The organism is Nonomuraea rosea, assembly GCF_039539705.1.
Taxonomy (GTDB): domain Bacteria; phylum Actinomycetota; class Actinomycetes; order Streptosporangiales; family Streptosporangiaceae; genus Nonomuraea; species Nonomuraea rosea.
The window spans coordinates 94,190-116,461 of the sequence record NZ_BAABDQ010000016.1; the positions used below are offsets into that span (position 1 = coordinate 94,190).

Below are 22,272 nucleotides of genomic sequence, written 5' to 3' on the forward strand. Positions count from 1 at the left end.
CGCGCCGCCCTTCACCGAGCATGCACTCAGGTGAGGACTCTGACCACTCCGGTGAGCGCGAGCTGAACGAGGGCCAGCGGGACGAGAACGGCCCAGGCGAGCTTCTGGAGCTGGTCCTCGCGCAGCCGGGGATAGGTCACCCGCAGCCAGATCACCACGAACGCCAGCAGGAACACCTTGACCAGCGTCCACAGCCAGCCGGGCAGGAACGGGCCGTGCCAGCCGCCCAGGAACAGCACGGTGGTCAGGAAGGACAGGACCACGATCCCGGCGTACTCGGCGAGCATGAACAGGGCGAAACGCATGCCGGTGTATTCGGTCATCGGGCCCATGATGATCTCGGACTCGGCGATCGGCATGTCGAAGGGCGGACGGCGCAGCTCGGCCAGCCCCGCCAGGAAGAAGACCACGCCGCCGATCGCCTGCCAGGGCAGCCACCACCACTGCCACGCCTCGACGATCCCGGGAAGCGACAGCGTGCCCGCGGCCATCGCGACCGACGCGGCCGCCAGCACCAGCGGCAGCTCGTACGACATGAGCTGAGCGGCCGAGCGCATGCCGCCGAGCACGGAGTATTTGTTGGCCGACGCCCAGCCGGCCATGATCGAGCCGAGCACCCCGATGCCCATGACGGCGAGGACGAAGAACAGGCCGAGGCTGAGATCCACGGCCACCAGGCCGCGGTCGAGCGGGATGGCGATGAGCACGACCAGGTACGGGACGAGCGCCACGCCCGGCGCGATCATGAAGATGCGGCGGTCCGCCGCGGCCGGGATGATGTCCTCCTTCTGCGCGAACTTCACCCCGTCGGCGATGAGCTGCGCCCAGCCGTGGAAGCCGCCGGCGTACATGGGGCCGAGCCGCGACTGCATGTGGGCCATGACCTTGTGCTCGGTCTGGCCCACGATCAGCGGCAGCACCAGGAACACGATGAGGATGACGGCGAAGCTCAGCACCACGTCAAGCATCAGGCGGCCCCCAGTCGGCTGGCACTCCAGGTGGAAGCGTCTTGCGGCGGCTCGGCGCGCCGTGCCCGGACTCGCCGGGCTCCTTCGCGCCCGGCCACACCTTGGCCACGCGCGCGGCCAGGATGAAGTCCTTGCGCAGCGGATGACCCTCGAAACCGTCCGGCAGGAGCAGCGGCACCAGGTAGGGGTGACCGTCGAAGATCACGCCGAACATCTCGTACGTCTCGCGCTCGTGCCAGTTCGCGCCCCGGTAGACGCCCACGGCGCTGGCCAGGCGCGGGTCCTCGCGGAGCACACGCGTGCGGAGGAGCAGGCGCCGCCCGGCGGGCGGGTTGTAGACGTGAGCGACGACGTGGAAGCCGTCCGGCGGGTCCTCCACGCCGGTCAGCCAGTCGAAGTAGACGTAGCCGAGTGAGTCTCTGACGAACGTCAGCAGCTCGATCCAGTCCGCGGCACCCACGTCGATCGTGGTGTCGCCGTAGGACTCCGAGACCTGGGCGCGATCGCCGAACCGCTCCGCGAGCCCGTTCACGCGTCCCCCGGCCGGGAGCCGAGGTAGCGGTCGCCGAGATTCTCCCCCGCGATCTTCTCCTGCAGCTTCATGATCCCGTAGAGCAGCGCCTCGGGCCTGGGCGGGCAGCCGGGCACGTAGACGTCGACGGGGACGATCTGGTCCACGCCGTTGGTCACGCAGTAGGAGTCCCAGTAGGGGCCGCCGCTGTTGGAGCAGGCGCCGAACGAGATCACGTATTTCGGGTCGGGCATCTGCTCGTAGAGGCGCTTCACGGCGGGGGCCATCTTGTCGGTGACCGTCCCCGACACGATCATCAGGTCGGCCTGCCGCGGGCCGTTCGCGAACGGGATCACGCCGAACCGGATGAAGTCGTGCCTGCTCGTCGAGGTCGCGATGAACTCGATGGCGCAGCAGGCCAGCCCGAAGTTGAACACCCACAGGGAATAGCGCCTGCCCCAGTTGAGGACGAAGCGCATCGGCTTGGGCGCCAGCCTGGAGATAGGGCCCACCGTGGGCATCGGGAGATCCGTTGCTGCCATGCCGCCCATTCTTGCGCGGATCAGGATCACTGGCCAGGCACAGCCCCCGGCCGGGTCGTCCTGGGTTACCATCCCGTCATGGACGGCTATTTCGGGTCGTACGTGCTCGTCGCCGCGCTGCTCGCCATCGGTGTCGCCATCGTGGCCGGAGCCCTGTTCGCCAATCGCCTCCTCCGCCCGAGCAGGCCCACCGCCGAGAAGCTGACCACGTACGAGTGCGGGGTCGACCCGGTCGGCGACGGCTGGGCGCAGTCGCAGGTCCGCTACTACGTCTTCACCTACCTGTACGTGGTGTTCGCGGTGGACGCCGTCTTCCTGTTCCCCTGGGCCACGGTCTTCGACGCGCCGGGCTACGGCCTGACGACGCTGGTCGAGATGTTCGTCTTCCTCGGCTTCATCGCCCTGGGCATCGTGTACGCCTGGCGCAAACGCGTCCTGTCGTGGACGTGACGGGCGTACCCAGCGCGGTCAAAGCCTCTGGACCTATCACCCCAAATCGGGGTAAATAGCAAGATCTCCCCCATACTCTGACATCCATGCATAAAAAGCGGTTCTACTCCGGAATCGCTCTGCTGGCCCTCTCGACGGGAGGATGCGGTCTGGCCGCCGCCTCCCCCGCGCGGGACGTCGTGGTCCCGGCAGAGCCGACGCTGATCGACTTCGTCGACCCGGCGACCGTCGTCGGCCTGTCCACCAGGACGCTGACCGAAGGCGACTCCACAGACTCCACGGCCAGCCGCTACGTGCACATCAACTACCCCGAGCTCCCCACCGCCCCCGCGCTCACCCAGGCGCTGAGCGCGCAGGCCCGGCGCCAGCTCAAGGAGTTCCGCAAAACCTCGGGCGTCGGCGCGCCCGGCTCCCGCCCCGAGCTGAACGTGGACTGGCAGCTCGCCGCCGCCTCCGCCCAGGCGATCGCGGTACGGCTGCGCACCGGCGAGTCCTTCGGCGCGAGCTGGGGCAACTCCACCCGTACGTACTGGTTCGACCCGCGCAACGGCAAAGTGGCCGACTCCACCGGATTGCTGTCCGGGCAGGGCGCGGTCCGCCGGCTCGCCACGCTGGTCAAGGAGCAGCTCAAGGAGCGCGGCCCGCAGCGCGAGAGCGTGACGTCCGACGGCGCCCAGTTCGACTCGATGGCCTTCAACAGCGGCGGGGACCTGGTGGTCGAGTTCGACGACTGCCAGCTCGGGCCGTGCTCGCTGGGCCGGGTCGCGGTGGCCGTACCGGCCGGAAGGGCCGCGCCGCTGCTGTCCGGGCTGGGCCGGCGGGCGCAGGAGAGCGCGAAGGAGGCGGCCAGGCGCGCGGTCCCCGCCACGCCCAGGACAGCGCCCACAACCGGTCCCGACGCCGTCAGCAGCCGGGCCGGGACGGTGGACTGCGCGGCGACCAAGTGCGTGGCGCTGACGTTCGACGACGGCCCTGGGCCCTACACCGGCGAGTTGCTGGACGCCCTGCGCGAGGAGCGCGCCCGCGCCACCTTCTTCGCGGTCGGGACCAGCGCCGCCGCGCAGCCCGCCCTGCTGCGCAGGATGAGCGCGGAGGGCCACCTGATCGGGAACCACAGCTGGACGCACAGGTGCCTGTCGGAGCAGCCGACCAGCAGGATCTCCGACTCGCTCGGCCGGACCGAGGACGTGATCGCCGCGGCCATCGGGCAGGCCCCCAAGCTGGTACGCCCTCCGTACGGAGCCGTCAGCCAGGACCTGCGCGACGTAGCGGGTGAACTGGGGTTGTCCTTGGTCAACTGGGACGTGGACACTAGGGACCAGGACGGCGGCAAGGCGGCGGACATCGCGGACCGTGCGGTACACGGGACGCATCCAGGTGCGATCATTCTCATGCACGACATCCATCGGGAGACCGTTGAGGCGGTTCCGGACATCCTCAAAAGGTTGCGCGGGAAGGGTTACAGCTTCGTCACCGTTCCTGAGTTGTACGGTTCGGCAGGGATGCAGGCCGGACGCTTGTACAGGTCAGGGAACGAGCTGCGGGGTAAGCAGCCCCTGACGTAGCGCACGCACTAGGGGGACGTATAGTTGGCGCTCGTGACCCGAACCGTCCTGTTCGCCCGCCTGCATGTAGACCTCTGCAGGCTCGCGTCCGGGCTGTGTCGTCGTTCCTCCACCTCACCCTGACTCCGACCGCGCTTGTTTACCCGCATGTTGCGGCACGCAAACGCGTGACCTTCCGAGGATCTAGCATGGAAACAGAGAACGCGCCGAAGCAACCGCGCATTGGCGCGTCGAGGAGGACTGAGCTGTGACAAAGCAGGTCCAGCAACTCGACCGCGTGATCATCAGATTCGCCGGCGACTCCGGCGATGGCATGCAGCTCACCGGCGACCGCTTCACCGCGGGCACGGCGGAGTTCGGCAACGACCTGTCGACGCTCCCTAACTTCCCAGCCGAGATCCGCGCACCCGCAGGCACCCTGCCCGGCGTGTCGAGCTTCCAGCTCCATTTCGCCGACCACGACATTCTCACGCCCGGCGACGCGCCGAACGTGCTGGTGGCCATGAACCCGGCCGCGCTCAAGGCCAACCTGGGCGACCTGCCCAGGGGCGCGGACATCATCGCGAACATCGACGAGTTCACCAAGCGCAACCTGCAGAAGGTCGGCTTCACCGCCAACCCGCTGGAGGACGACACGCTGAGCGAGTGGCGGGTGCACGCGGTCCCGCTGACGTCGCTCACCGTCAAGGCGCTCGAAGGCTTCGACCTGTCCAAGAAGGACGCCGAGCGCTCCAAGAACATGTTCGCTCTCGGCCTGCTGTCGTGGCTCTACCACCGGCCGACCGAGCACACCATCCGGTTCCTCGAGCAGAAGTTCGCCAAGAAGCCCGACATCGCCAAGGCCAACATCGCGGCCTTCCAGGCGGGCTGGAACTTCGGCGAGACCACCGAGTCCTTCTCCGTCTCCTACGAGGTCAAGCCCGCGCGGCTGACTCCCGGCGTCTATCGCAACATCTCCGGGAACCAGGCGCTCGCCTACGGCCTGATCGCCGCCAGCGTGCAGTCGAAGCTGCCGCTGTTCCTTGGGTCCTATCCGATCACCCCGGCCAGCGACATCCTGCACGAGCTGTCGAAGCACAAGCGGTTCGGCATCCGCACCTTCCAGGCGGAGGACGAGATCGCGGGCGTCGGCGCGGCGCTGGGGGCCGCGTTCGGCGGAGCGCTCGGCGTGACCACCACCTCGGGTCCCGGCGTGGCACTGAAGGCCGAGACGGTCGGCCTCGCGGTCACCACCGAGCTGCCTTTGATCATCGTGGACGTCCAGCGCGCCGGCCCGAGCACCGGCATGCCGACCAAGACCGAGCAGACCGACCTGCTCATGGCCATGTACGGCCGCAACGGCGAGTCCCCGGTGCCCATCGTGGCCCCGATGTCGCCGAGCGACTGTTTCGCCGCGGCCATCGAGGCGGCCAGGATCGCGGTCAAATACCGCACCCCGGTCATGCTGCTCTCGGACGGCTACCTGGCCAACGGCTCGGAGCCGTGGCGCCTGCCGGAGATTTCCGACTTGCCGGACATTTCACAGGAGTTCACGACGACGCCCAACGGCGACGACGACGAGTTCCTGCCCTACAAGCGTGACACCGAGACGCTGGCCCGCCCGTGGGCCATCCCGGGCACCGCCGGGCTGGAGCACCGCATCGGCGGCATCGAGAAGGCCGACGGCACCGGCAACATCTCCTACGACCCGAACAACCATGACTTCATGGTGCGCACCCGGGCCGCCAAGATCGACGGCATCGACGTCCCGGACCTCGAGGTCGACGATCCTGACGGCGACGCGAAGGTGCTGGTCATCGGCTGGGGATCGACGTACGGCCCGATCGCCGCGGCCATCCGGCGCATCAGGAAGAGCGGCGGCAAGGTCGCGCAGACCCATCTGCGCCACCTCAACCCCCTGCCCGCCAACACCGGCGAGGTGCTCAAGCGCTATGACAGAGTGCTGCTGCCCGAGATCAACCTCGGTCAGCTCGCCCTGCTGCTGCGGGCCCGCTACCTCGTCGACGTGATCAGCTACAACCGCGTGCGCGGGCTCCCGTTCAAGGCCGAGGAGCTGGCCGGAGTCATCCAGGACGTGATCGACAATGACTGAGCTGGTGAACGGGAAAGGCCTGTCGCTCGTTCCCAAGACGGACGTGAAGCAGAGCCTCAAGGACTTCAAGTCCGACCAGGAGGTGCGCTGGTGCCCGGGTTGCGGTGACTACGCGATCCTGGCCGCGGTGCAGAGCTTCCTGCCCGAGCTGGGGCTCAAGCGCGAGAACATCGTGTTCGTGTCGGGCATCGGGTGCTCCTCGCGCTTCCCCTACTACCTGAACACCTACGGCTTCCACTCCATCCACGGTCGCGCGCCCGCGATCGCGACGGGGCTGGCCGCCTCCCGCCCCGACCTGTCGGTGTGGGTGATCACTGGTGACGGCGACGCGCTGTCGATCGGCGGCAACCACCTGATCCACGCGCTGCGCCGCAACGTCAACCTGAACATCCTGCTGTTCAACAACAGGATCTACGGTCTGACCAAGGGCCAGTACTCGCCGACCTCCGAGGTCGGCAAGATCACCAAGTCGACGCCGATGGGCTCGCTGGACAAGCCGTTCAACCCGATCTCGCTGGCCCTCGGCGCCGAGGCGTCGTTCGTGGCCAGGACCATCGACTCCGACCGCAAGCACCTGCAGTCGGTGCTGCGCGAGGCGACCGCGCACAGCGGCACCTCGCTGGTGGAGATCTACCAAAACTGCAACATCTTCAACGACAACGCCTTCGAGCAGCTCAAGGACCCTGCGGTCCGCGACGACATCACGCTGCGCCTGGAGCACGGGCAGCCGATCGCGAACGCCTCGAAGGTCGCTGTGCGGGCCGCCAACGGCAGCATCGAGGTCGTGGCCCCCGGCACGGTCAGCGAGGAGCAGATCCTCGTGCACGACGCGCACAACCCCGACCCGTCGGTGGCGTTCGCGCTCAGCAGGCTGGACGAGCCGGCCTTCGAGCACGTGCCGATCGGCATCTTCCGTCAGGTGAGCCGGCCGGCTTACGACGTGCTGATGGCCGAGCAGCTGGAGGAGGCCGTCGCGAAGAAGGGCCCCGCCGACCTGAGCGAGCTGCTGCTGGGCGGCGACACCTGGCGGATCAGCTAGCGGATGATTAGATGGAGCCGTTCGCTCGAACGGCTCCATCTACCGCGGAGGTCACCCCACGATGTCGTTCTGGCCGGATACCGTGGCGTTGGTGACAGGTGCGGCCGGATTCATCGGCTCCCACCTGATCAGGCGCTTACCCACGCTGGGGACCCAGGTGCACGCCGTCAGCCGCCGCCCGCAGCGGGCCCGCGCAGGCGAGACCTGGCACGTGGCCGACCTGAGCGACGCCGAGGCCACCACCCGGCTTTTCCGGTCCGTACGCCCGAGCCTGCTGTTCCACCTCGCCAGTGAGGTGACCGGCTCGCGTGGTGACGAAGTCGTCCGCCCCACGCTGGAGAGCAACCTCATCGGCACGGTCAACGTCCTGGCCGCCGCCAAGGAATTCGCCGTCAAGACCGTGCTCACCGGCTCCATCGAGGAGCCGCGCCCCGGAAACGGCCAGGCGCCGCCATCGTCCGCCTACGCGATGGCCAAGTGGGCCGCCACCGGCTACGCCGACCTCTACCACCGGCTCTGGGGCCTGCCCGTCACCGTGCTGCGCCCCTCCATGGTCTACGGGCCCGACCAGCCCGACACCAGCAAGCTCGTGCCGTACGTGACCCTCTGCCTGTTACGCGGCCAGCGCCCCAGCCTGACGAAGGGCAGCAAGCTGGCGGACTGGATCTACGTGGACGACGTCGTCGACGCGTTCGTCTCCGCCGGCGAATCGGACGAGGCGATAGGTCACGCCGTCGATATCGGGACCGGCGTCTCGACCTCGGCTCGGCACGTCGTCGAGAAACTCCACCACATCATCGGCGCCGGCGAAGCGCCCGAATTCGGCACCGTACCGGATCGCACCCACGATATTCCGCAGGTCGGCGACATCGAACCGGCCGCCGCCAAGCTGGGCTGGCAACCTGCCACGAGTTTGGACGAAGGGTTGCGCCGAACTGTCAATTGGTATGCGTCGCAAGAAAGTCACGAAAAGTCACAGCCTTAGCCGCTTAGGCGGAATTCTGAGACGATGGGGCTACTTATCTGGCCGAAGGAGCCCCTTTATGAGCCGCCTTAACGCCCTGCGCAGTCGTTTCGTGGACGCGCCCAATTCACTGGGAGCCAAGGCACGAGCGCGGAGGTGGCAGTGGTTCGCCGGGCAGTTCCCCGGCCTCGACCAGATGAGCGTTATCGACCTGGGCGGTACGGCGGGCGCCTGGATGCGCGCCCCCGTCCAGCCCGCGCACGTGCACATCGTCAACCTCGAACAGCCGCCGGCCGACCTGCCGTCCTGGCTGCGCGCCGACGTGGCCGACGCCTGCGACCTGCCGGCCTCGATCCGCAGCAGCCGCTACGACCTGGTGTTCTCGAACGCGGTCATCGAGCATGTGGGCGGGCACCTGCGGCGCGGCCAGTTCGCCGACACCGTGCACGAGCTGGCCGACCGGCACTGGGTGCAGACGCCCTACCGCTATTTCCCGGTCGAGCCGCACTTCCTGTTCCCGGCCTTCCAGTTCCTGCCGCTGGCCGCCCGTACGTCGATCCTGCGCCGCTGGCCGCTCGTCCACACGCCGACCTCCGACCGCGACGCCGCCCGGATGATCGCCATGGAGGTCGAGCTGCTCAGCGTGACCGAGATGCGGCACTACTTCCCCAAGTCGCAGATCCGCTTCGAGCGGCTGGCCGGCCTGGTGAAGTCGGTCATCGCGGTACGCACGTGACCTCCGATCGCGGAGCCTAGTCCGCGGTGACCGCGCTTCTGCCGTCCTCCCAGGTGTTGCCCTTCCAGACGTTGCCCGGCCCGTCGGCGTCCCAGTAGGACACCGGCCCGGCACTTCCGCCCTTGGGCCACACGCGGCGGCTGAAGACGTTGTCGATCACCTTGATGTTGGAGGACAGGCCCTTCTTCCCCGCGCCCGCGTAGATCGTCCAGCCGCCGCCGGCCAGCAGGTTGCCCTCCACGAGGACGTTGCGGGTCACGCCGAAGTCCTGGAACAACGCGATCGCACCCGTCTGGTCGAGCGTGTTGATCACGGTGTTGTGCCTGATGACGAGCTGGGTGCCGGCCGCCGCGGTGTCCGTGGACATGATCATGTCGGTGTGGTCGCCGGAGTAGTACTTCGGATCGTGCACGTAGGAGTCCTCGACCAGACCCTGTTCGGTGAGGATGCCGTTGGAGATGGTGTGGATGTCCACGCGGGACACGGTGATCAGCTTGCCCTGGTTGAGGATGCCGAACTGGGTGCGCACCTTGCCGTTGCCGAAGATCTCGCTGTCCTCGACCTTGAGGCCGGTGAAGCCCTCGCGCTGGAGGATGCCCCAGTAGTCGGACTGGCCGCGTACCCGGGTGTTGCGGATGGTCACGTTGTTGGCCTCGACCGTGATGTCGCCCGTGAGGTCCCAGCCGTCGATGACCTTGCCGTCTTCCTTGATGACGATCGAGCCGGTCTTCTTCGTCAGCTCGGTGCCGTCCGGAACGCCCGTGTTGCCGGGACCCGGCCAGTCGCCTGAGGGCGGTGGCACCGTGACGGTCTTGGACGGCGTAGGGGTCGGGGTAGGCGTCTTCGTGGGCGTCACGGTCGGCGTCGGGGTCTGCGTTCTCGTAGGAGTCACCGTCGGGGTCCCCGTGGGAGTCGCGGTCGGGGTCCTCGTAGGAGTCACCGTCGGGGTCCCCGTAGGAGTCACCGTCGGCGTCCCCGTAGGAGTCACGGTGGGCGTCGGCGTCGCAGTCCGGGTCGGTGTCACGGATGGCGTCGGCGTCGGCGTCGGGGTGACGGTGACGGTCGGCGTCACCGTGGGTGTCGCTGTCGGAGTGGGTGTCGCGGTCGGAGTGGGGGTCGCAGTCGGCGTGGCGGTCGGCTTCTTCGTCGGCTTGTGGGTCGGGCGCCGCGTCGGCCTGGGCGTCGGCCGCTTCGTCGGCTTGCGGTCCCAGAACCACCACCACGGATGCGCCTCGCGGGTCGGTCGCGCCCGGGATCCGCGTCCTGCGGCCGCCGACGGAGTGGCGGAGGCGGCGACCTCGGTCAGCGCGACCGGCGACTCCCGCCCGTCGGCCCCGTCCGTGACGACGACGAAGTATCCGCCCGCCAGCACGGCAGCCGCCGTCACACCGGCGAGCGATAACCAGCCGGTCCGCCTATTACGCCTTCGATGCCGCGACACAGGCGACTCCTTCCGTACGTGACCACGTCGAGCCCCCTTGAGGGAGAGTAGTCACGCGAAGGCCGCCTGCGGGCTTTTTCTACTAAAAAAGGCTCGCATTCCCCAAAAACATCAGGAAACCCAGCTTGCTCAATTATCACCAAGAAAGTGGATAATGATCGTCATCCCGGCGATACTGGGCCGCCATCTTCCCAGGTATTGCCTCTCCAGAGATTTCCCTTCCCGTCATGATCCCAATACGAGACCGGTCCGGCATGACCGCCTTTGGGCCACACCTTGCGGCTGAAGACATTGTCGATCACCTTGATATTCGACGACTTGCCCTTGACCCCGGCGCCCGCGTACAGCGCCCAGCCGCCGCCGGCCAGGAAATTGCCCTCGACCGTCACGTTCTTCACCACGCCGAAGTCCTGGAACAACGCGATCGCGCCCGTCTGGTCCAGCGTGTTGACCACCGTGTTGTGCCGGATGACCAGCTCCGTCCCCTCGGCCGGCGGCCCAGTGGACATGATCATGTCGGTGTGGTCTTCGGAGTAGTACTTCGGATCGTGCACGTACGAGTCCTCGACCAGGCCCTGCTGGGTCAGGATCCCGTTGGAGATGGTGTGGATGTCCACCCGGGACACGGTGATCAGCTTGCCCTGGTTCAGGATGCCGAACTGGGTGCGCTGCTTGCCGTTGCCGAAGATCTCGGTGTCCTCGACCTTGAGCCCGGTGAAGCCCTCGCGCTGGAGGACCCCCCACCAGCCCTTGGTGCCGCGCACCCGCGTGTTGCGGATGGTCACGTCGTCGGCCTCGACCGTGATCGCGCCGGTGACCTCGAGCCCGTCGATGACCGTGCCGCTCTTGGTCACCACCATGGACCCCGACGGGCGCAGCTTCGTGCCTGCCGGAACGCCGGTGTTGTCCGGTCCTGGCCACGCCTTCTCGGCCGGCTTCGACGGCGGAGCGGAGACGGACGCCTGCGCCTTGGTGGCGACCGGCTCCCGCCCGGCGTCGCTCGCGCAGCCGCCCAGCACCACGAGCAGGCTCACACCGCCGCACAACCCCAGGGAAAGCCGCTTCACTCGCCCTTGGACCCCCGGCCGCCGAGGAGGTCGGCCAGCGCGGGCGGGGTCCAGCGCTTGGCGACCTGGCGGAGGTTGCTCTTCCACTCCTCGCCCGGCCGCTGCTTGAACAGGGTGGTGTGGTCGTCGGTGACCTCGTCGTCCGGCCTGCCGTTGGAGTAGTAGTAGAGCGCCATCGAGCGCCGCGCTCTGTCCTCGGGGCAGGTGAGCGGGTCAGGGTGGCCGTGGTTGGCGTCATCGGTCGTGGCGAACAGCACGAAACGGTTGAAGAGCGGGAGGATCTTGCCCTCGCACTCGGTCATGTCCTTGTTCCAGAGCTGCAGGTGCCCGCCGTAGCTCTCTTCCCAGTCCTTGTTCAGGTAGAGCAGGCCGTTGAGGCGGCGGTCGAGGTTGAGCCTGCGGCTCTTGTTGAAGTCGGCGTGCACCTTGAGGAAGCCGCCCGGCTTGATCTGGTGCAGCCCGCCGCCCTCGAAGTGCGGGTCGGAGACGAGCTGGGTGATGCCGGTCAGCCGCTCCAGGAACTCGACGAACACACCGCCGTTGAACTCCGCCAGCAGGTGCCTGGTCGTCGGCCCCATCCGCTCAGGGTCGGCCAGCGCCAGCTTCACCTCGCGCGCGGAGTCGAAGCGCTGCCAGGTGGCGTCACGGGGCTCGGGGAACTCCTCAAGGATGGGCTCCAGTGCCTCCGGCGGCAGGAAGTCGTCGATGACCACATGACGGAACGGCGAAGCCGTACGGAACTGCTCGGCGTATTTGTCCGCCAGCGGGAAGAGCTCGTCCCGGCGAAAAGCGAAGGTCTGCAGATCCTGCATGAAGTGTGTCTCCGTCTCAGCGACGTCCCGGCCCCTGATCTCCTATCGACCCATACGTGCCGTTCGTTACGTGTAACGCTCCAACCTCGGTTCGCGATGGCGAACATGTGACGCCTGGCGCTTCCCGCATCGCGGTCGTGATCGTGACCTACAACAGCGCTCGGATCCTCGGCGGCTGTCTGGCCTCGTTGCCGGTCGGCGCGCAGGGCGTGCGGCTCACCACCGTCGTGGTGGCGGACAACGCCTCGAAGGACGACTCGATCGGCCTCGCTGAGAAGGCCGCAGAGCAGATCACTGGGCAAACCACTGGGCAAACCACTGGGCTGCCGGTCAGGACCGTGCAGGTGGGCAGGAACGCCGGTTACGCCGCGGCGGTCAACGCCGGGATCGCCGCGCTCGACCTCCACGAGCTCGACGCCGTCTTCGTGATGAACCCCGACTGCCGCCTCCGTGCCGGCTCACTCGCCGCCCTGGCGGACGCGCTCGGCCGGGAGCGTACCGGCATCGCCGTCCCCATGCTGGTGAGCACCGAAGGGGTGCTGCACCACTCGCTGCGCCGCACGCCCACCGTGCGCGGCGCGCTGGCCGAGGCGCTCATCGGCGGGCGGCTGACCGCGCGGCTCGGCACGCTGGGCGAGATGGTCACCGACCCGGGCCGCTACGAGCGCCCGGGACCCGCCGTCTGGGCCACCGGCGCGGCCATGCTCATCTCGGCGGCGGCCGTCCGCGACGTCGGCCCGTGGGACGAGTCCTTCCTGCTGTACAGCGAGGAGACCGAGTACGCGCTGCGGGCCGGCGACCTCGGCTGGACACTCTGGTACGAATCCGCCGCGGTCGTCGAGCACATCGGCGGCGAGGCGAAGGTCAACCCGATGCTGGCCGCGCTGCTCACCGTCAACCGGGTGCGGCTGTTCCGCCGCCGGCGGGGACGGCTGGCGAGCGCGGCCTTCTACCTGGCCGTGCTGCTCGGCGAGTCGATACGGGCGGCAGCGGGCCGCCGTACGGCAAGGGCGTCGGTCGTGGCCCTGCTCAGGCCCTCGCGGCGGCTGCGGGCGCTACCCGGATGAGAGGAACGGACATGAGGGTCGACCGGCTGGAGATCGAGGGCGCGCTGCTGTTCGTGCCGGCTCTGCACCACGACGACCGGGGCTTCTTCACCAGGACCTTCGACGCCGCGATCGCGGCCGATCACGGGCTGGACCACGCGGCGTTCGTCCAGGACAGCCAGTCGCGCTCGCGCCAGGGCACGATCAGGGGCATGCACGGCCGCGCCGGGCGCGGCGAGGCGAAGCTCGTGCGCGCAGCGCACGGCGCCGTGCTGGACTTCCTGGTCGACGCGCGGCCGGGCTCGCCGACGTTCGGCTCCCATGTCGCGGTCCGGCTGGACGACGTGTCGTTCGCGCACCTGTACGTGCCGCCCGGGATCCTGCACGGTTACCAGGCGCTGACCGAGCACGCCGACGTCTGCTACCGCATCGACAGGGAGCACGACCCGGCCGAGGACCTGGCCGTGCGCTACGACGACCCGGACCTCGCGCTGCCCTGGCCGTTGCCGGTCAGCGCCATCAGCGAGCGTGACCTGTCGGCGGGATCCTGGAAGGAGCTCAGGAGCCGCCTGGCCGCCTGATCCCGCCGCTCGAACCGCAGCAGCGCCCCGGCCGCGCCGACCAGCAGGAACATCACGCTGGTGATGCCGGGGAAGGACAGCATGTCGAAGGTGGCCGCGCCGAGCAGCGGGATCACCAGGCAGGCGGCGATGGTCAGGGCCAGGTTGCGGACGTTCGCGTCGGTGCTCAGGTAGCGGACCCTGAGCGCGACGACGATCGCGCAGACGAGCAGGCCGACGAACGCCAGCGTGCCCAGCAGCCCGGTCTCGACCAGCGACAGCAGGTATTGGTTGTCGAACACCTGGTGCTTGAAGGGATACCAGGTGCCGAGCCCGTGCCCGAAGAACGGGCTCCTGTCGAACTCCCGCATCGCGAAGGGCCAGTCGTGCGTGCGGAACCTGATGCTGCTGTCGTCGCTCGCCCCGGCGAACAGGTTGTAGAACGTGCCGATCAGGCCGGGCGCGAGCACCTTCATGAAGCCGAGGAACACCGCGAACGCGGCGATGGTGACGACCCTGCGCCGGTTGGACCAGCCGATCAGCAGGATCAGCCCGGCGCCCGCCAGGCCGAGCACGGCGGTCCTCGACACCGAGAACATCAGGCCGGCGGCGATGAGGGCGGCGCAGATCCACCACCGGCCCGCCGCCTGCCCACGCGAGCGGGCCTGGAAGCCGAGATGGGCCGCGATGGGCAGCAGCATCGCCGACAGCGCGCCGAACTCGATCGGGTGCCCGAGCGTGCCCGCGACCCTGCGCAGGTCGGAGCGGGCGATCACGGTCGGCACCTCCTCGACGGAGGAGTGCCGCAGCCCGGGGACCTTCATGTACGCGGTCAGGTCGAAGTCGAGCCTGAACTGCATCAGGGCCACGACCGCCGCGAACGCGCCGCCGATCACGACCGCCTTGAGCACGAAGTCCAGCCGGGCGCGATCGGTGATGCCGTCGCACGTCATCAGCAGCAGGCCGATGTAGCCCACGTAGAGCACGAGCGCGTGATCGGTCAGGTTGAGCTCGTCGGAGGGCAGGTAGACGTGGGTCGTGTAGCCGTAGACGGCGAGCAGCACCATGCCGTACACGAAGATCGACGTACGGACCGGGTTGCTGCCCTTGGCCACGCCCGACGAGCTGATCATCTGGGCGCAGAGCCACACCAGGGCGAGCGTCAGCGCCACGATCTCGGCGGGGGTGAGCGACAGCGGGAGCCCGGCCACCGCCAGGCGGGCCGGCAGGACCAGCAGGGTCAGCACGAACAGGCAGACCATGGTGGCGCCGTCGGCGCGGCGCGGCTGGGTGACGGTCGCGTCCAGCCCGCGCGCGACGGTCGCGCTCACCCTTGTCGTCCGGTCAGCAACGGCGTCCCGTTGCTCGCGCTGAGGCCTGGATTGGCCGGTGCGTCACGCTGCGCGCGGCGGGCGCGGCGATGCCGGACGAAGCTCTCCGCGGCGAAGGCGGCGATCAGGCTCATGAAGAACCCCAGCGCCGCCATGACCACCGCGGTACGCATCCGGCTGCCCTTCTTCTCGTCGGGCGAGGTCGGCGGCACCACGACGGTGGCGGTCACGTACGTGGTCGGCGGCGCGTACACCTGGGCCTGCCTGATGCGCAGCTCCTGCTTGGCCAGGTCCGTCACCTTCGCGACGATGCCGTGGGCCAGCTCCGCGCTCGGGGCCTCGACGGTGATGATGATGAAGGGCGTGGAGGGCATCAGCTCGGGGTTCGTGCCGCCGCTGGTGACCTTGAGCGTGGTATCCCCGCCGAGCGGCGCGCCGACCTTGGCAGCCAGCTCGGGGGTGGTCAGCGCCTGGATGAGGATCGACGTGGTCATGCTCAGCCCCTGGTCGAAGGAGACCAGGGGGTTGGAGCGGGGGTTGGGGAAGTCCGGGTCGCTCGGCACGCTCGCGCCGCTGACCGGGAGGGTGAGGACCATCGCCGAGGTGGAGACGAACGTCTTGGGCGCCATGGAGAAGACGCCGAGCGCGCCCACGGCGGTGAGCACGAAGGCCGGGAGGGTCACGTACCACCGTCGGAACAGCACTGCCACGGTTGCCCAGAAGTCCATGCGGGTCTCACTTCCCGCCGTTGTCCTGGCGCGGCTGCCACGGTACGGGCACGGGGGTGAGGGCGTCGGGCCGGTAGATGGGGAACTCCATGGTGACGGAGCTGTCCTCGTCGGGCTCGGGCAGCGACTCGCCGGGCACGTCCACCGAGGCCGCCGAGGTCACCGAGGCCGCCGGCTCTTCCTGAGCCTCCGCCACGGGTGCGGCGAGCATCGGGGGCACGGCGGGCGCCGGCGGCTCCTCGTGGGCCCGCTGACCGTACAGCGATAACTCCTGCTGGCCCGGGTGCTGAGCCGGCTGAACCTCTGGCCGGCCGGCCGGCCGCAGGCGGGCGCCCCTGCGCGTCACGCCGTACGCGACGGCCAGGCCGCCGAGCAGGCAGAGCACGCCGGCGCCGATGCCGTTCTGCCAGTTGGAGCTGTAGTCGGCCTCCGGCTTGGCGGGCGGCACGATGTCGGTCGAGGTGATGAAGGTGTTCGCCGGCGCGCCGAGCGCCTTCTGCCACTTGAACAGCTCGCTCGCCACGCGCTTGCGCGCCGCCGCGAGCACGGACGTCGCCTTGGCCGGCGACTGGCTGTCGACGCTGATGTAGATGTAGGGGCCGCTGATGTCCAGCACGTTCGGGTTGGTCCGCCCGTCGTCGATCGTGATCTCCGTCGGCCCGTCCTTGGGCGCGCCGAGCTGCGTCCAGACGTCCTGCGTGTTCATGGAGAGGATGACGATGCTGGCCCCGGTCTTCAGGGCGTCGTTGAAGGACAGGAAGGGGTTGGTGAGCCCCTGCTTGGACTTGTCGGAGTTGATCGTGCCGCCGTTGACCGGGCTGGCCAGGACGATCGAGACGTCCGCCGTGTAGTGGGCGGGGACCGCGAAATACACCCCTATGCCCACCAAAACCGAGAGGAGGATCAGCGGCGGCCCTATGAGAATTCGTCGGAGTAGACCCAGGATCGTCGTCCAGAACTCCATTTTGTAACGTTCCCCCGCCTAAGCCCGCATGTCTCTGGGCCATCCGAGCGCGCTTGCCCTATGAGAAATCATCGGTCGCACCGGATCGATCGTTACATCTTTCCCAAATCCCGTTACATCGCGAGGTGTCGGCGCGATAGACCCTACGACTACGGTGACGGGGGTCTTCGGGTGGGGCTGACAGCGGACCAGGTGTCGACGCGGGGAAGACTTGCCGGGCTGGACGGCTTACGTGGGCTGGCCGCGTTGTTCGTCGTCCTGCACCACTGCTGGCTGCTGTCCTTCCCCGGCTTCCCCGTCAACGGCGCGCCCGCGTGGACGGGCTGGCTGCTCTACGGCCATTTCGCCGTGGTGGTGTTCATCGTCCTGTCGGGCTTCTCGCTGGCGGTCTCGCCGGCCAGGAACGGCTGGCGGCTGGGCAGCACGCGCACGTTCGCCGTCCGCCGGGCCTGGCGCATCCTGCCGCCGTACTGGGCGGCGTTGCTGTTCAGCCTGGTGATCGCCTGGACGGTCATCCCCCAGCCCGGCCAGGGCGTGCCCACCGGGCAATCGGTCCTGTTCTACGGCCTGCTGCTGCAGGACGTCTTCGGCTCCCCGAGCCCCAACGGGGCCATGTGGTCGATCGCCGTGGAGGCGCAGCTCTACTTCGTCTTCCCGCTGATGCTGCTGATCCTGCGCAAGAGGGGCGCGGCGGCGCTGCTCGCCGCGGTGAGCGTGCTCGTGGTCGCGGTGGGGGCGCTGGCGCCCGTCGTGCCGGCGGTGGACGTGCTGATGCGGCTGACCCCGCAGTTCGCGGTGCTGTTCGCCGTGGGCGCGGTGTGCGCGGGCATCGTACGGGCCGAGGAGCGGCAGGTCCGCCTGCCGTGGCACTGGTTCGCCGCGGCGGCGGCCGTCCCCGTGCTGCTGCTCATCGTGCTGGCGGGCTCCGAGTGGGTGGTCGCCAACTTCTTCTGGGTGGATCTGGCGATCGGCCCGGCGGCGGGGCTGCTGCTGACGGCGGTGGCGACCGGCCGGCCGGTGCCGCTGGTGCGGCTGCTCGACACGCGTCCGCTGCGGCGGCTCGGCTCGTTCTCCTACAGCCTCTATCTGATCCACGCGCCGCTCGTCGTCATGCTGAACCGGCTGGTCGTCGCTCCGCTCGTGCCGCCGGGGATGTCCATGTTCCTGCTCACGCTGGTCCTGGCGGTGCCGGTGTGCGTGGGGGCGGCGTGGTTGTTCGCCTCGGTGTTCGAGCTGCCCTTCCAGCGGCACAGAAGCTGGAAGGGCCTGCGCGAAGCCGTACGGGGCCGGTTCAGGTGACCTTGGCCGGCGCTTCCGCCTCCGCCTCGTAGGCGGCGGCGAGCTCCTCCGGGATGCGGTCCAGGCCGGAGGCGCGGTAGAAGTCACGCAAGGTGGTGCCCCTGCAGGTGGCGTCCACGTTGGGCGCCGCCGTACGGGACTTGACGTCGTCGATGTGCACGGTGCGGAAATCGATGCTGAAGCGGGTCCTGCCGGAGGTGTTGGCCACGGTGGAGTGCAGTTGCGCGCCTGAGAACAGCAGGACGCCTCCGGGCTCCGGCACCAGCCGCAGGTCGCTCGACAGGTCGAGGTCCTCTTCCGGCTTGGGCTGCTCGCGGGTGTCGGTGTAGACGTGCTGGGCCGCCGTGGGGCGGCTGACGGCCGTCCAGTCGGCGTAGTCGTACCGGCCGCTCCCATTGCGTACGGGCTGGTCGAAGTACTGCGGGTGCAGCGCGAAGACGTTCTCCGGCACCACCTCGTAAATCGGGATCCACCAGTTGACCTGGCAGAAGGGCGCCGCGTACCAGCAGTCGCGATGTGCGTGGTAGGCGTAGGAGATGCCCGAGTCGAGGTAGTGGTCGGAGGTTGAGGTGCGCAGCCTCGGCACGTCGAAATAGGTCTCGTCGATCGACATGCCCATCTCCTCCATCAGCAGCGGGAGGAGCTTTTTGCAGGTGGGGTGGTGGATGAAGCGCGGCTTGAGCTCCGCCAGCAGTGCGGCGAACTCCTCTACCGGCATGTCGAACTGTGCGGTCTCCGGATTACGGCCTCCGAACGCCTCCTCGATCAGCTCGCGAGCGAACTCGATCAGCTTGGTCGAGGAAGGCGTCGCGGCGTATAAGAAGACGTTTCCTTGGAAGAGCATCCGTCGCCGATCGTCATCGCTGACTCGGCTATTGGACAAGACAACGGACATAGCGGGATTTTTCTCCCCACACTTGGTGCTTTTAACCACCTCTCGCGTGGGGCCGTAATTTCGTTACAGTGGCAGCTGCGTCTCTGTGTCCGACTTACCGACGTATTGTCCGTATTCAGGGTGCTCAAAGCGGTGCAATGCCTGAATGTTATCGTTCCAGGGCGCCGCGACCGGGCGCTTGTGCCGCAGCCCGTTGATCGGCGCCAGCTTGAGCGTCTCGTTGTCCTGGTTGAATTCCCTGATCGCGCTGAGCTCACCGACGTAGTCGTTGTGGATGATCTGGTCGTCATCGCCGACGGTGTCGTCCAGGTAGCAGAACACCCGGGGCAGGAAATACTTGTGGTCGCCCTTGAACAGCTTCAGCGCCGCCGCGGTCGAGGAGTAGAAGTCCACGTCGATGGAGACGAACCCGATCGGCGCGGGCTGCTCGGTGTCGAGAAACTCCTCCACCGTGTCGTCGATGTTGCCCAGGACGAGGTGCGCCGAGCCGAGCCTGGCCCGCAGGGCGTCCACGTCCATGACGAAGTCGCCTTCGCGCCAGATGTAGGGCAGGTCGCGGTGGTCGGTGGGCTTGGGCAGCCCCGCGCCGGTGTCGAAGCCGTAGACGTCGATCTGCACGCCCGATGCGGCCGTGGCCAGCGCGGCCATGCGGTTGAGCTCGACGATGCCGGCGCCGCCCGCGACCCCGAACTCGACCACGCTGATGCGGCCGACGCCCAGGCGCCTGGCCAGCTCGGCCGCCTGCTGCACGCCGTAGGCGTAGTGCGGCCTGGGGTAGAGGTCGAGCGAGCAGCGCAGCTCGTACGAACCGAACGGCAGGCGGCGCATGATGGCCAGCAGGATCCGGCCAGGCTGCATGAGCAGCCGTACGATGCGAATCAACAACGGGAGATCACCCTTTCGAGGAGACGGCTCGGGCGGCCAACCCGGCGAGTTTGCGGCTGCGGTGCGCCAGCATCTGCTGCTGCCTGCGCCAATACGTACGCAGGAGCACGCCCCGGGCCCTGCTGCGCTGCCCGGCGGAGAGCTCCATGTCGCCCAGGGCCCGATACATCGCCCTGAACTGCAGGGTGGTGGCGAACCGCGCGGTCCACGCGGGCACGCCGAGCGCCGCGGCGATCCCGGTGAGCCGCCGCTCGCGCAGGTTCCTGTGCGCCAGCATCTCGGGCACATGCCCCCAGGGCGCGGCGAGCGCGAGCATGGTGGCGTAGACCTCGTCCTCGCGGATCATCAGCGGTCGCGGCACGGCGGCCACCCGCTCGCGCCGCATCAGGCCGTAGAGGGGGTCGAGCCCGTGGTGCTCGGTGGTGACCACGTCCCACAGCTCGTCCAGGCGGTCGACCGGGTCGTCGGAGAGCATCCCGGTGCCGCGGTAACGCGGCTGATGGACCGATCCGTCCGCGGTGGTGTAGGTCGTGTCGGAGGTGACCAGGATGAGCCGTTCGTCGGCCAGGAACGGCTGCATCGTGCGGGAGACGTAGTCCGGTTCGAGCAGGTCGTCGTCGCCCAGCCAGCGGAACAGCTCGCCCCGCGACCGGTTGAGCACCTCGACGAAGTTCCCGATCACCCGCAGGTCGCGGTGCTGCCGGTAGTAGGAGATCCGGCCGTCCTGCCTGACCAGCTCGCGGCAGAGCTCCTGCGTGCCGTCGGTGGAGGCGTTGTCCGAGATCACCACCTCGATGTCGGCGTGGTCCTGGGCCAGGACCGATCGCACGGCCGTTTCCAGGCGGTCCGCGCCGTTGCGTACCGGGATTCCAATCGACACCAGCATGCTGCTCCTCGGCTATCGCGCGCGGGCGGGAAGCAGCCGCCCCAGGCGATCACTGACGAAAATGAACTGGTCGCGGGTCACCACGACCAGCGCGTAGGCCAGCAGCCCGCCGCCGCCCGCCACGACGAGCTGGACGAACGGGATGCTGTGGGTCAGCGTGGACAGGCCCAGGGCGACGGCCGCGGACACCACGGCGCCCACGGCGGGGCGGCCCAGCGCGGGCAGGACCGGCGCGAGGCGCACCCCGGCCCGGTGCACGGCGAGCATGGCGAGCGGCAGGGCGACCAGCACGGCGGCGGCCGCCTGCCCGATCGCGGCGCCGCGGATGCCGTCGAGGTTCGTGCCCACGATCACCGCGGGGACCATCGCCGCCGCGTGCCCGAGGTTCATCCACACCGTCGAGCGGGTGGCGCCCTGCCCGTTCAGGATGTCCAGCGCGAACGAGGTGAGCATCCGCACCACCATCAGGACGGCCAGGAACCGCAGCACGCCCGCGGCCTGCTCCCATTCCTGCCCGTAGATGAAGATGATCAACGGGTGCGCGAGCACCCCCATGAAGACGGCCAGCGGCAGCACCATGCTGACGAGCAGCGGGACGCTCTTCTGCACGCCGAGCGACAGCGACTCCTCGTCCCGCTCGGCCAGCCGGGAGAACCCCGCGATGGAGACCATCCGGATGGCGCTGCCGATCATGCCGGGCACCCAGCTCGACACGTTGAAGGCCATCAGGTAGAAGCCCAGCCAGGTGTTGCCCATGATGTGGCCGACGATGATGTAGCCCACGTTGAGCAGCGTGATCTCCAGCGCGATCCCGGCCGCCGACGGGATGCCGAAGCGCAGCAGCTTGGCCGCGATCGCCCGGTCGAACGCGAACCGGAACGGCAGCCGCGCGTAGTGCAGCATGAACACGCCCGTGACCACGGCCCCGGCGAGCTGCCCCCACGCGAAGCTGTAGGGCCCCTGGCCGGTCATCGCGAGCGCGATGGCGACGGGCGCGTTGACCAGGAAGCCCGCCAGGATCGCCTTGGCGTTCGCGCCGGTGCGGAACCAGCGCAGCAGGGCCGCGCTCCGCACCGCCGTGACCGCCTCGACGAGGATGACCGCGGTGAGGATCCGCACCACGGGCGCGGCCTCGGCGCTGCCCGCCAGCAGGGCGAAGTACGGCGCGCCCACCCAGAAGAGTGCGTACAGGCCCACCGCGGAGACCATCGTGACCGTGGTCGCGGTCGGCACGATGTCCTCGAGCCGCCCGCGCCACTGCACGATCGCCGACTGGACGCCGACGTCCTTCACCACCATGACGAACTGGGTCGCGGCGAGCGCGACCGCGTACGTGCCGAAGTCCGCCGGGGCGAGGAGCCTGGCCAGGACCAGGCCCAGGATGAACGAGCCCGCGCGGGTCACCAGCGTGCCGAGGAAGCTCCATACGACCCCTCGGCCCGCCTGACGCCCGATGTCGCTGATATCCGGGCCCGGTTGATCTTCCATACC

Annotated in this window: 24 protein-coding genes; 11 read left to right on the top strand and 13 right to left on the bottom strand. The window is 68.7% G+C overall.

Translation table 11 applies throughout. The features are described 5' to 3' along the window. Positions 1–26: 26 nt before the first annotated feature. The 3 genes from nuoH to ABEA43_RS32470 are packed head-to-tail and all read right to left on the bottom strand — an operon-like array spanning position 27 to position 2,021. Positions 27–968 (bottom strand): NADH-quinone oxidoreductase subunit NuoH, encoded by a 942-nt coding sequence (gene nuoH / locus ABEA43_RS32460; protein WP_345567810.1) that lies wholly within the window; start codon positions 966–968, stop codon positions 27–29. Beyond that, a complete protein-coding gene (locus ABEA43_RS32465; RefSeq protein ID WP_345567812.1) occupies positions 961–1,500 on the bottom strand; it encodes an NADH-quinone oxidoreductase subunit C in 540 nt (179 codons plus the stop codon). Before ABEA43_RS32465 ends, nuoH begins: the two co-directional genes overlap by 8 nt. Next, a complete protein-coding gene (locus tag ABEA43_RS32470) occupies positions 1,497–2,021 on the bottom strand; it encodes an NADH-quinone oxidoreductase subunit B (RefSeq protein ID WP_425570391.1) in 525 nt (174 codons plus the stop codon). The genes ABEA43_RS32465 and ABEA43_RS32470 overlap by 4 nt, the downstream gene beginning before the upstream one ends. Before the next feature lie 78 nt (positions 2,022–2,099). On the opposite strand from ABEA43_RS32470, the gene ABEA43_RS32475 reads away from it, so the two are divergent. From ABEA43_RS32475 to ABEA43_RS32500, 7 genes are all read left to right on the top strand, one after another. Continuing rightward, positions 2,100–2,471, top strand: a complete 372-nt coding sequence (locus ABEA43_RS32475) for an NADH-quinone oxidoreductase subunit A (RefSeq protein WP_345567814.1) — start codon at positions 2,100–2,102, stop codon at positions 2,469–2,471. 86 nt (positions 2,472–2,557) lie between these two features. After that, positions 2,558–4,036, top strand: coding sequence for a polysaccharide deacetylase family protein (locus ABEA43_RS32480; RefSeq protein WP_345567815.1), 1,479 nt, complete (start codon positions 2,558–2,560; stop codon positions 4,034–4,036). 33 nt (positions 4,037–4,069) lie between these two features. Continuing rightward, positions 4,070–4,159, top strand: coding sequence for a putative leader peptide (locus tag ABEA43_RS68255; RefSeq protein WP_379507142.1), 90 nt, complete (start codon positions 4,070–4,072; stop codon positions 4,157–4,159). Positions 4,160–4,283: 124 nt separating this feature from the next. Then, positions 4,284–6,128, top strand: coding sequence for a 2-oxoacid:acceptor oxidoreductase subunit alpha (locus ABEA43_RS32485; RefSeq protein WP_345567816.1), 1,845 nt, complete (start codon positions 4,284–4,286; stop codon positions 6,126–6,128). Next, positions 6,121–7,167 (top strand): 2-oxoacid:ferredoxin oxidoreductase subunit beta, encoded by a 1,047-nt coding sequence (locus tag ABEA43_RS32490; protein WP_345567818.1) that lies wholly within the window; start codon positions 6,121–6,123, stop codon positions 7,165–7,167. Before ABEA43_RS32485 ends, ABEA43_RS32490 begins: the two co-directional genes overlap by 8 nt. A gap of 91 nt (positions 7,168–7,258) precedes the next feature. Beyond that, positions 7,259–8,152: an NAD-dependent epimerase/dehydratase family protein gene (locus ABEA43_RS32495; RefSeq protein WP_345567820.1), complete on the top strand. Its 894-nt coding sequence runs from the start codon at positions 7,259–7,261 to the stop codon at positions 8,150–8,152. Positions 8,153–8,210: 58 nt separating this feature from the next. Then, positions 8,211–8,867 carry a class I SAM-dependent methyltransferase gene (locus tag ABEA43_RS32500; protein WP_345567821.1) on the top strand — a complete coding sequence of 219 codons (657 nt, stop codon included), beginning with the start codon at positions 8,211–8,213 and terminating at the stop codon, positions 8,865–8,867. Positions 8,868–8,883: 16 nt separating this feature from the next. Here ABEA43_RS32500 and ABEA43_RS32505 read toward each other — a convergent pair whose 3' ends face one another. Beyond that, positions 8,884–9,669, bottom strand: a complete 786-nt coding sequence (locus tag ABEA43_RS32505) for a right-handed parallel beta-helix repeat-containing protein (protein ID WP_345567823.1) — start codon at positions 9,667–9,669, stop codon at positions 8,884–8,886. A gap of 10 nt (positions 9,670–9,679) precedes the next feature. On the opposite strand from ABEA43_RS32505, the gene ABEA43_RS32510 reads away from it, so the two are divergent. After that, positions 9,680–10,330, top strand: coding sequence for a hypothetical protein (locus ABEA43_RS32510; RefSeq protein WP_345567825.1), 651 nt, complete (start codon positions 9,680–9,682; stop codon positions 10,328–10,330). A gap of 139 nt (positions 10,331–10,469) precedes the next feature. On the opposite strand, the gene ABEA43_RS32515 is transcribed toward ABEA43_RS32510, so the two are convergent. Then, entirely contained in the window at positions 10,470–11,375 is a 906-nt protein-coding gene (locus ABEA43_RS32515; RefSeq protein ID WP_345567826.1) for a right-handed parallel beta-helix repeat-containing protein, read from the bottom strand. After that, positions 11,372–12,187, bottom strand: a complete 816-nt coding sequence (locus ABEA43_RS32520; protein ID WP_345567827.1) for a 2OG-Fe(II) oxygenase — start codon at positions 12,185–12,187, stop codon at positions 11,372–11,374. Before ABEA43_RS32520 ends, ABEA43_RS32515 begins: the two co-directional genes overlap by 4 nt. A 107-nt stretch (positions 12,188–12,294) precedes the next feature. On the opposite strand from ABEA43_RS32520, the gene ABEA43_RS32525 reads away from it, so the two are divergent. Then, on the top strand, positions 12,295–13,254 hold the full coding sequence (locus ABEA43_RS32525; RefSeq protein WP_345567829.1) for a glycosyltransferase family 2 protein: 960 nt from the start codon (positions 12,295–12,297) through the stop codon (positions 13,252–13,254). 11 nt (positions 13,255–13,265) lie between these two features. After that, positions 13,266–13,814: a dTDP-4-dehydrorhamnose 3,5-epimerase family protein gene (locus ABEA43_RS32530; RefSeq protein ID WP_345567831.1), complete on the top strand. Its 549-nt coding sequence runs from the start codon at positions 13,266–13,268 to the stop codon at positions 13,812–13,814. Here the strand turns inward: ABEA43_RS32530 and ABEA43_RS32535 are convergent. From ABEA43_RS32535 to ABEA43_RS32545, 3 genes are read right to left on the bottom strand one after another with little or no spacing between them, the layout of a single operon-like run. Then, positions 13,703–15,124, bottom strand: a complete 1,422-nt coding sequence (locus ABEA43_RS32535; protein WP_345567832.1) for an O-antigen ligase family protein — start codon at positions 15,122–15,124, stop codon at positions 13,703–13,705. The two genes, ABEA43_RS32530 and ABEA43_RS32535, sit on opposite strands and share 112 nt — an antisense overlap. Continuing rightward, the gene (locus ABEA43_RS32540) at positions 15,121–15,852 is read right to left on the bottom strand and encodes a YveK family protein (RefSeq protein WP_345567834.1); all 732 of its coding nucleotides are present in this window, start codon (positions 15,850–15,852) and stop codon (positions 15,121–15,123) included. Before ABEA43_RS32540 ends, ABEA43_RS32535 begins: the two co-directional genes overlap by 4 nt. A 7-nt stretch (positions 15,853–15,859) precedes the next feature. Beyond that, positions 15,860–16,738 carry a hypothetical protein gene (locus ABEA43_RS32545; RefSeq protein WP_345567836.1) on the bottom strand — a complete coding sequence of 293 codons (879 nt, stop codon included), beginning with the start codon at positions 16,736–16,738 and terminating at the stop codon, positions 15,860–15,862. A gap of 249 nt (positions 16,739–16,987) precedes the next feature. On the opposite strand from ABEA43_RS32545, the gene ABEA43_RS32550 reads away from it, so the two are divergent. Continuing rightward, positions 16,988–18,115, top strand: coding sequence for an acyltransferase family protein (locus tag ABEA43_RS32550; protein WP_345567837.1), 1,128 nt, complete (start codon positions 16,988–16,990; stop codon positions 18,113–18,115). Here ABEA43_RS32550 and ABEA43_RS32555 read toward each other — a convergent pair. The 4 genes from ABEA43_RS32555 to ABEA43_RS32570 all read right to left on the bottom strand — a co-directional run bounded on the left by ABEA43_RS32555 (position 18,108) and on the right by ABEA43_RS32570 (position 22,269). Continuing rightward, positions 18,108–18,959 (bottom strand): phytanoyl-CoA dioxygenase family protein, encoded by an 852-nt coding sequence (locus ABEA43_RS32555; protein ID WP_345567838.1) that lies wholly within the window; start codon positions 18,957–18,959, stop codon positions 18,108–18,110. The genes ABEA43_RS32550 and ABEA43_RS32555 overlap by 8 nt on opposite strands. A gap of 114 nt (positions 18,960–19,073) precedes the next feature. Continuing rightward, positions 19,074–19,895, bottom strand: a complete 822-nt coding sequence (locus ABEA43_RS32560) for a class I SAM-dependent methyltransferase (RefSeq protein ID WP_345567840.1) — start codon at positions 19,893–19,895, stop codon at positions 19,074–19,076. Positions 19,896–19,902: 7 nt separating this feature from the next. Next, positions 19,903–20,781: a glycosyltransferase family 2 protein gene (locus ABEA43_RS32565; RefSeq protein WP_345567842.1), complete on the bottom strand. Its 879-nt coding sequence runs from the start codon at positions 20,779–20,781 to the stop codon at positions 19,903–19,905. A 12-nt stretch (positions 20,782–20,793) separates the two neighbouring features. Next, complete coding sequence (locus ABEA43_RS32570) at positions 20,794–22,269, bottom strand: oligosaccharide flippase family protein (RefSeq protein WP_345567844.1); 1,476 nt, start codon at positions 22,267–22,269, stop codon at positions 20,794–20,796. Between the last annotated feature and the right edge of the window lie 3 nt (positions 22,270–22,272).

Excerpts from the sequence above, each read along its gene's own strand:
- ABEA43_RS32570 (WP_345567844.1), bottom strand. The coding sequence starts at position 22,269 with ATGGAAGATCAACCGGGCCCGGATATCAGCGACATCGGGCGTCAGGCG.
- nuoH (WP_345567810.1), bottom strand. The coding sequence starts at position 968 with ATGCTTGACGTGGTGCTGAGCTTCGCCGTCATCCTCATCGTGTTCCTG.
- ABEA43_RS32475 (WP_345567814.1), top strand. The coding sequence starts at position 2,100 with ATGGACGGCTATTTCGGGTCGTACGTGCTCGTCGCCGCGCTGCTCGCC.
- ABEA43_RS32500 (WP_345567821.1), top strand. The coding sequence starts at position 8,211 with ATGAGCCGCCTTAACGCCCTGCGCAGTCGTTTCGTGGACGCGCCCAAT.
- ABEA43_RS32520 (WP_345567827.1), bottom strand. The coding sequence starts at position 12,187 with ATGCAGGATCTGCAGACCTTCGCTTTTCGCCGGGACGAGCTCTTCCCG.
- ABEA43_RS32490 (WP_345567818.1), top strand. The coding sequence starts at position 6,121 with ATGACTGAGCTGGTGAACGGGAAAGGCCTGTCGCTCGTTCCCAAGACG.
- ABEA43_RS32565 (WP_345567842.1), bottom strand. The coding sequence starts at position 20,781 with ATGCTGGTGTCGATTGGAATCCCGGTACGCAACGGCGCGGACCGCCTG.
- ABEA43_RS32480 (WP_345567815.1), top strand. The coding sequence starts at position 2,558 with ATGCATAAAAAGCGGTTCTACTCCGGAATCGCTCTGCTGGCCCTCTCG.
- ABEA43_RS32540 (WP_345567834.1), bottom strand. The coding sequence starts at position 15,852 with ATGGACTTCTGGGCAACCGTGGCAGTGCTGTTCCGACGGTGGTACGTG.
- ABEA43_RS32530 (WP_345567831.1), top strand. The coding sequence starts at position 13,266 with ATGAGGGTCGACCGGCTGGAGATCGAGGGCGCGCTGCTGTTCGTGCCG.
- ABEA43_RS32555 (WP_345567838.1), bottom strand. The coding sequence starts at position 18,959 with ATGCTCTTCCAAGGAAACGTCTTCTTATACGCCGCGACGCCTTCCTCG.
- ABEA43_RS32470 (WP_425570391.1), bottom strand. The coding sequence starts at position 2,021 with ATGGCAGCAACGGATCTCCCGATGCCCACGGTGGGCCCTATCTCCAGG.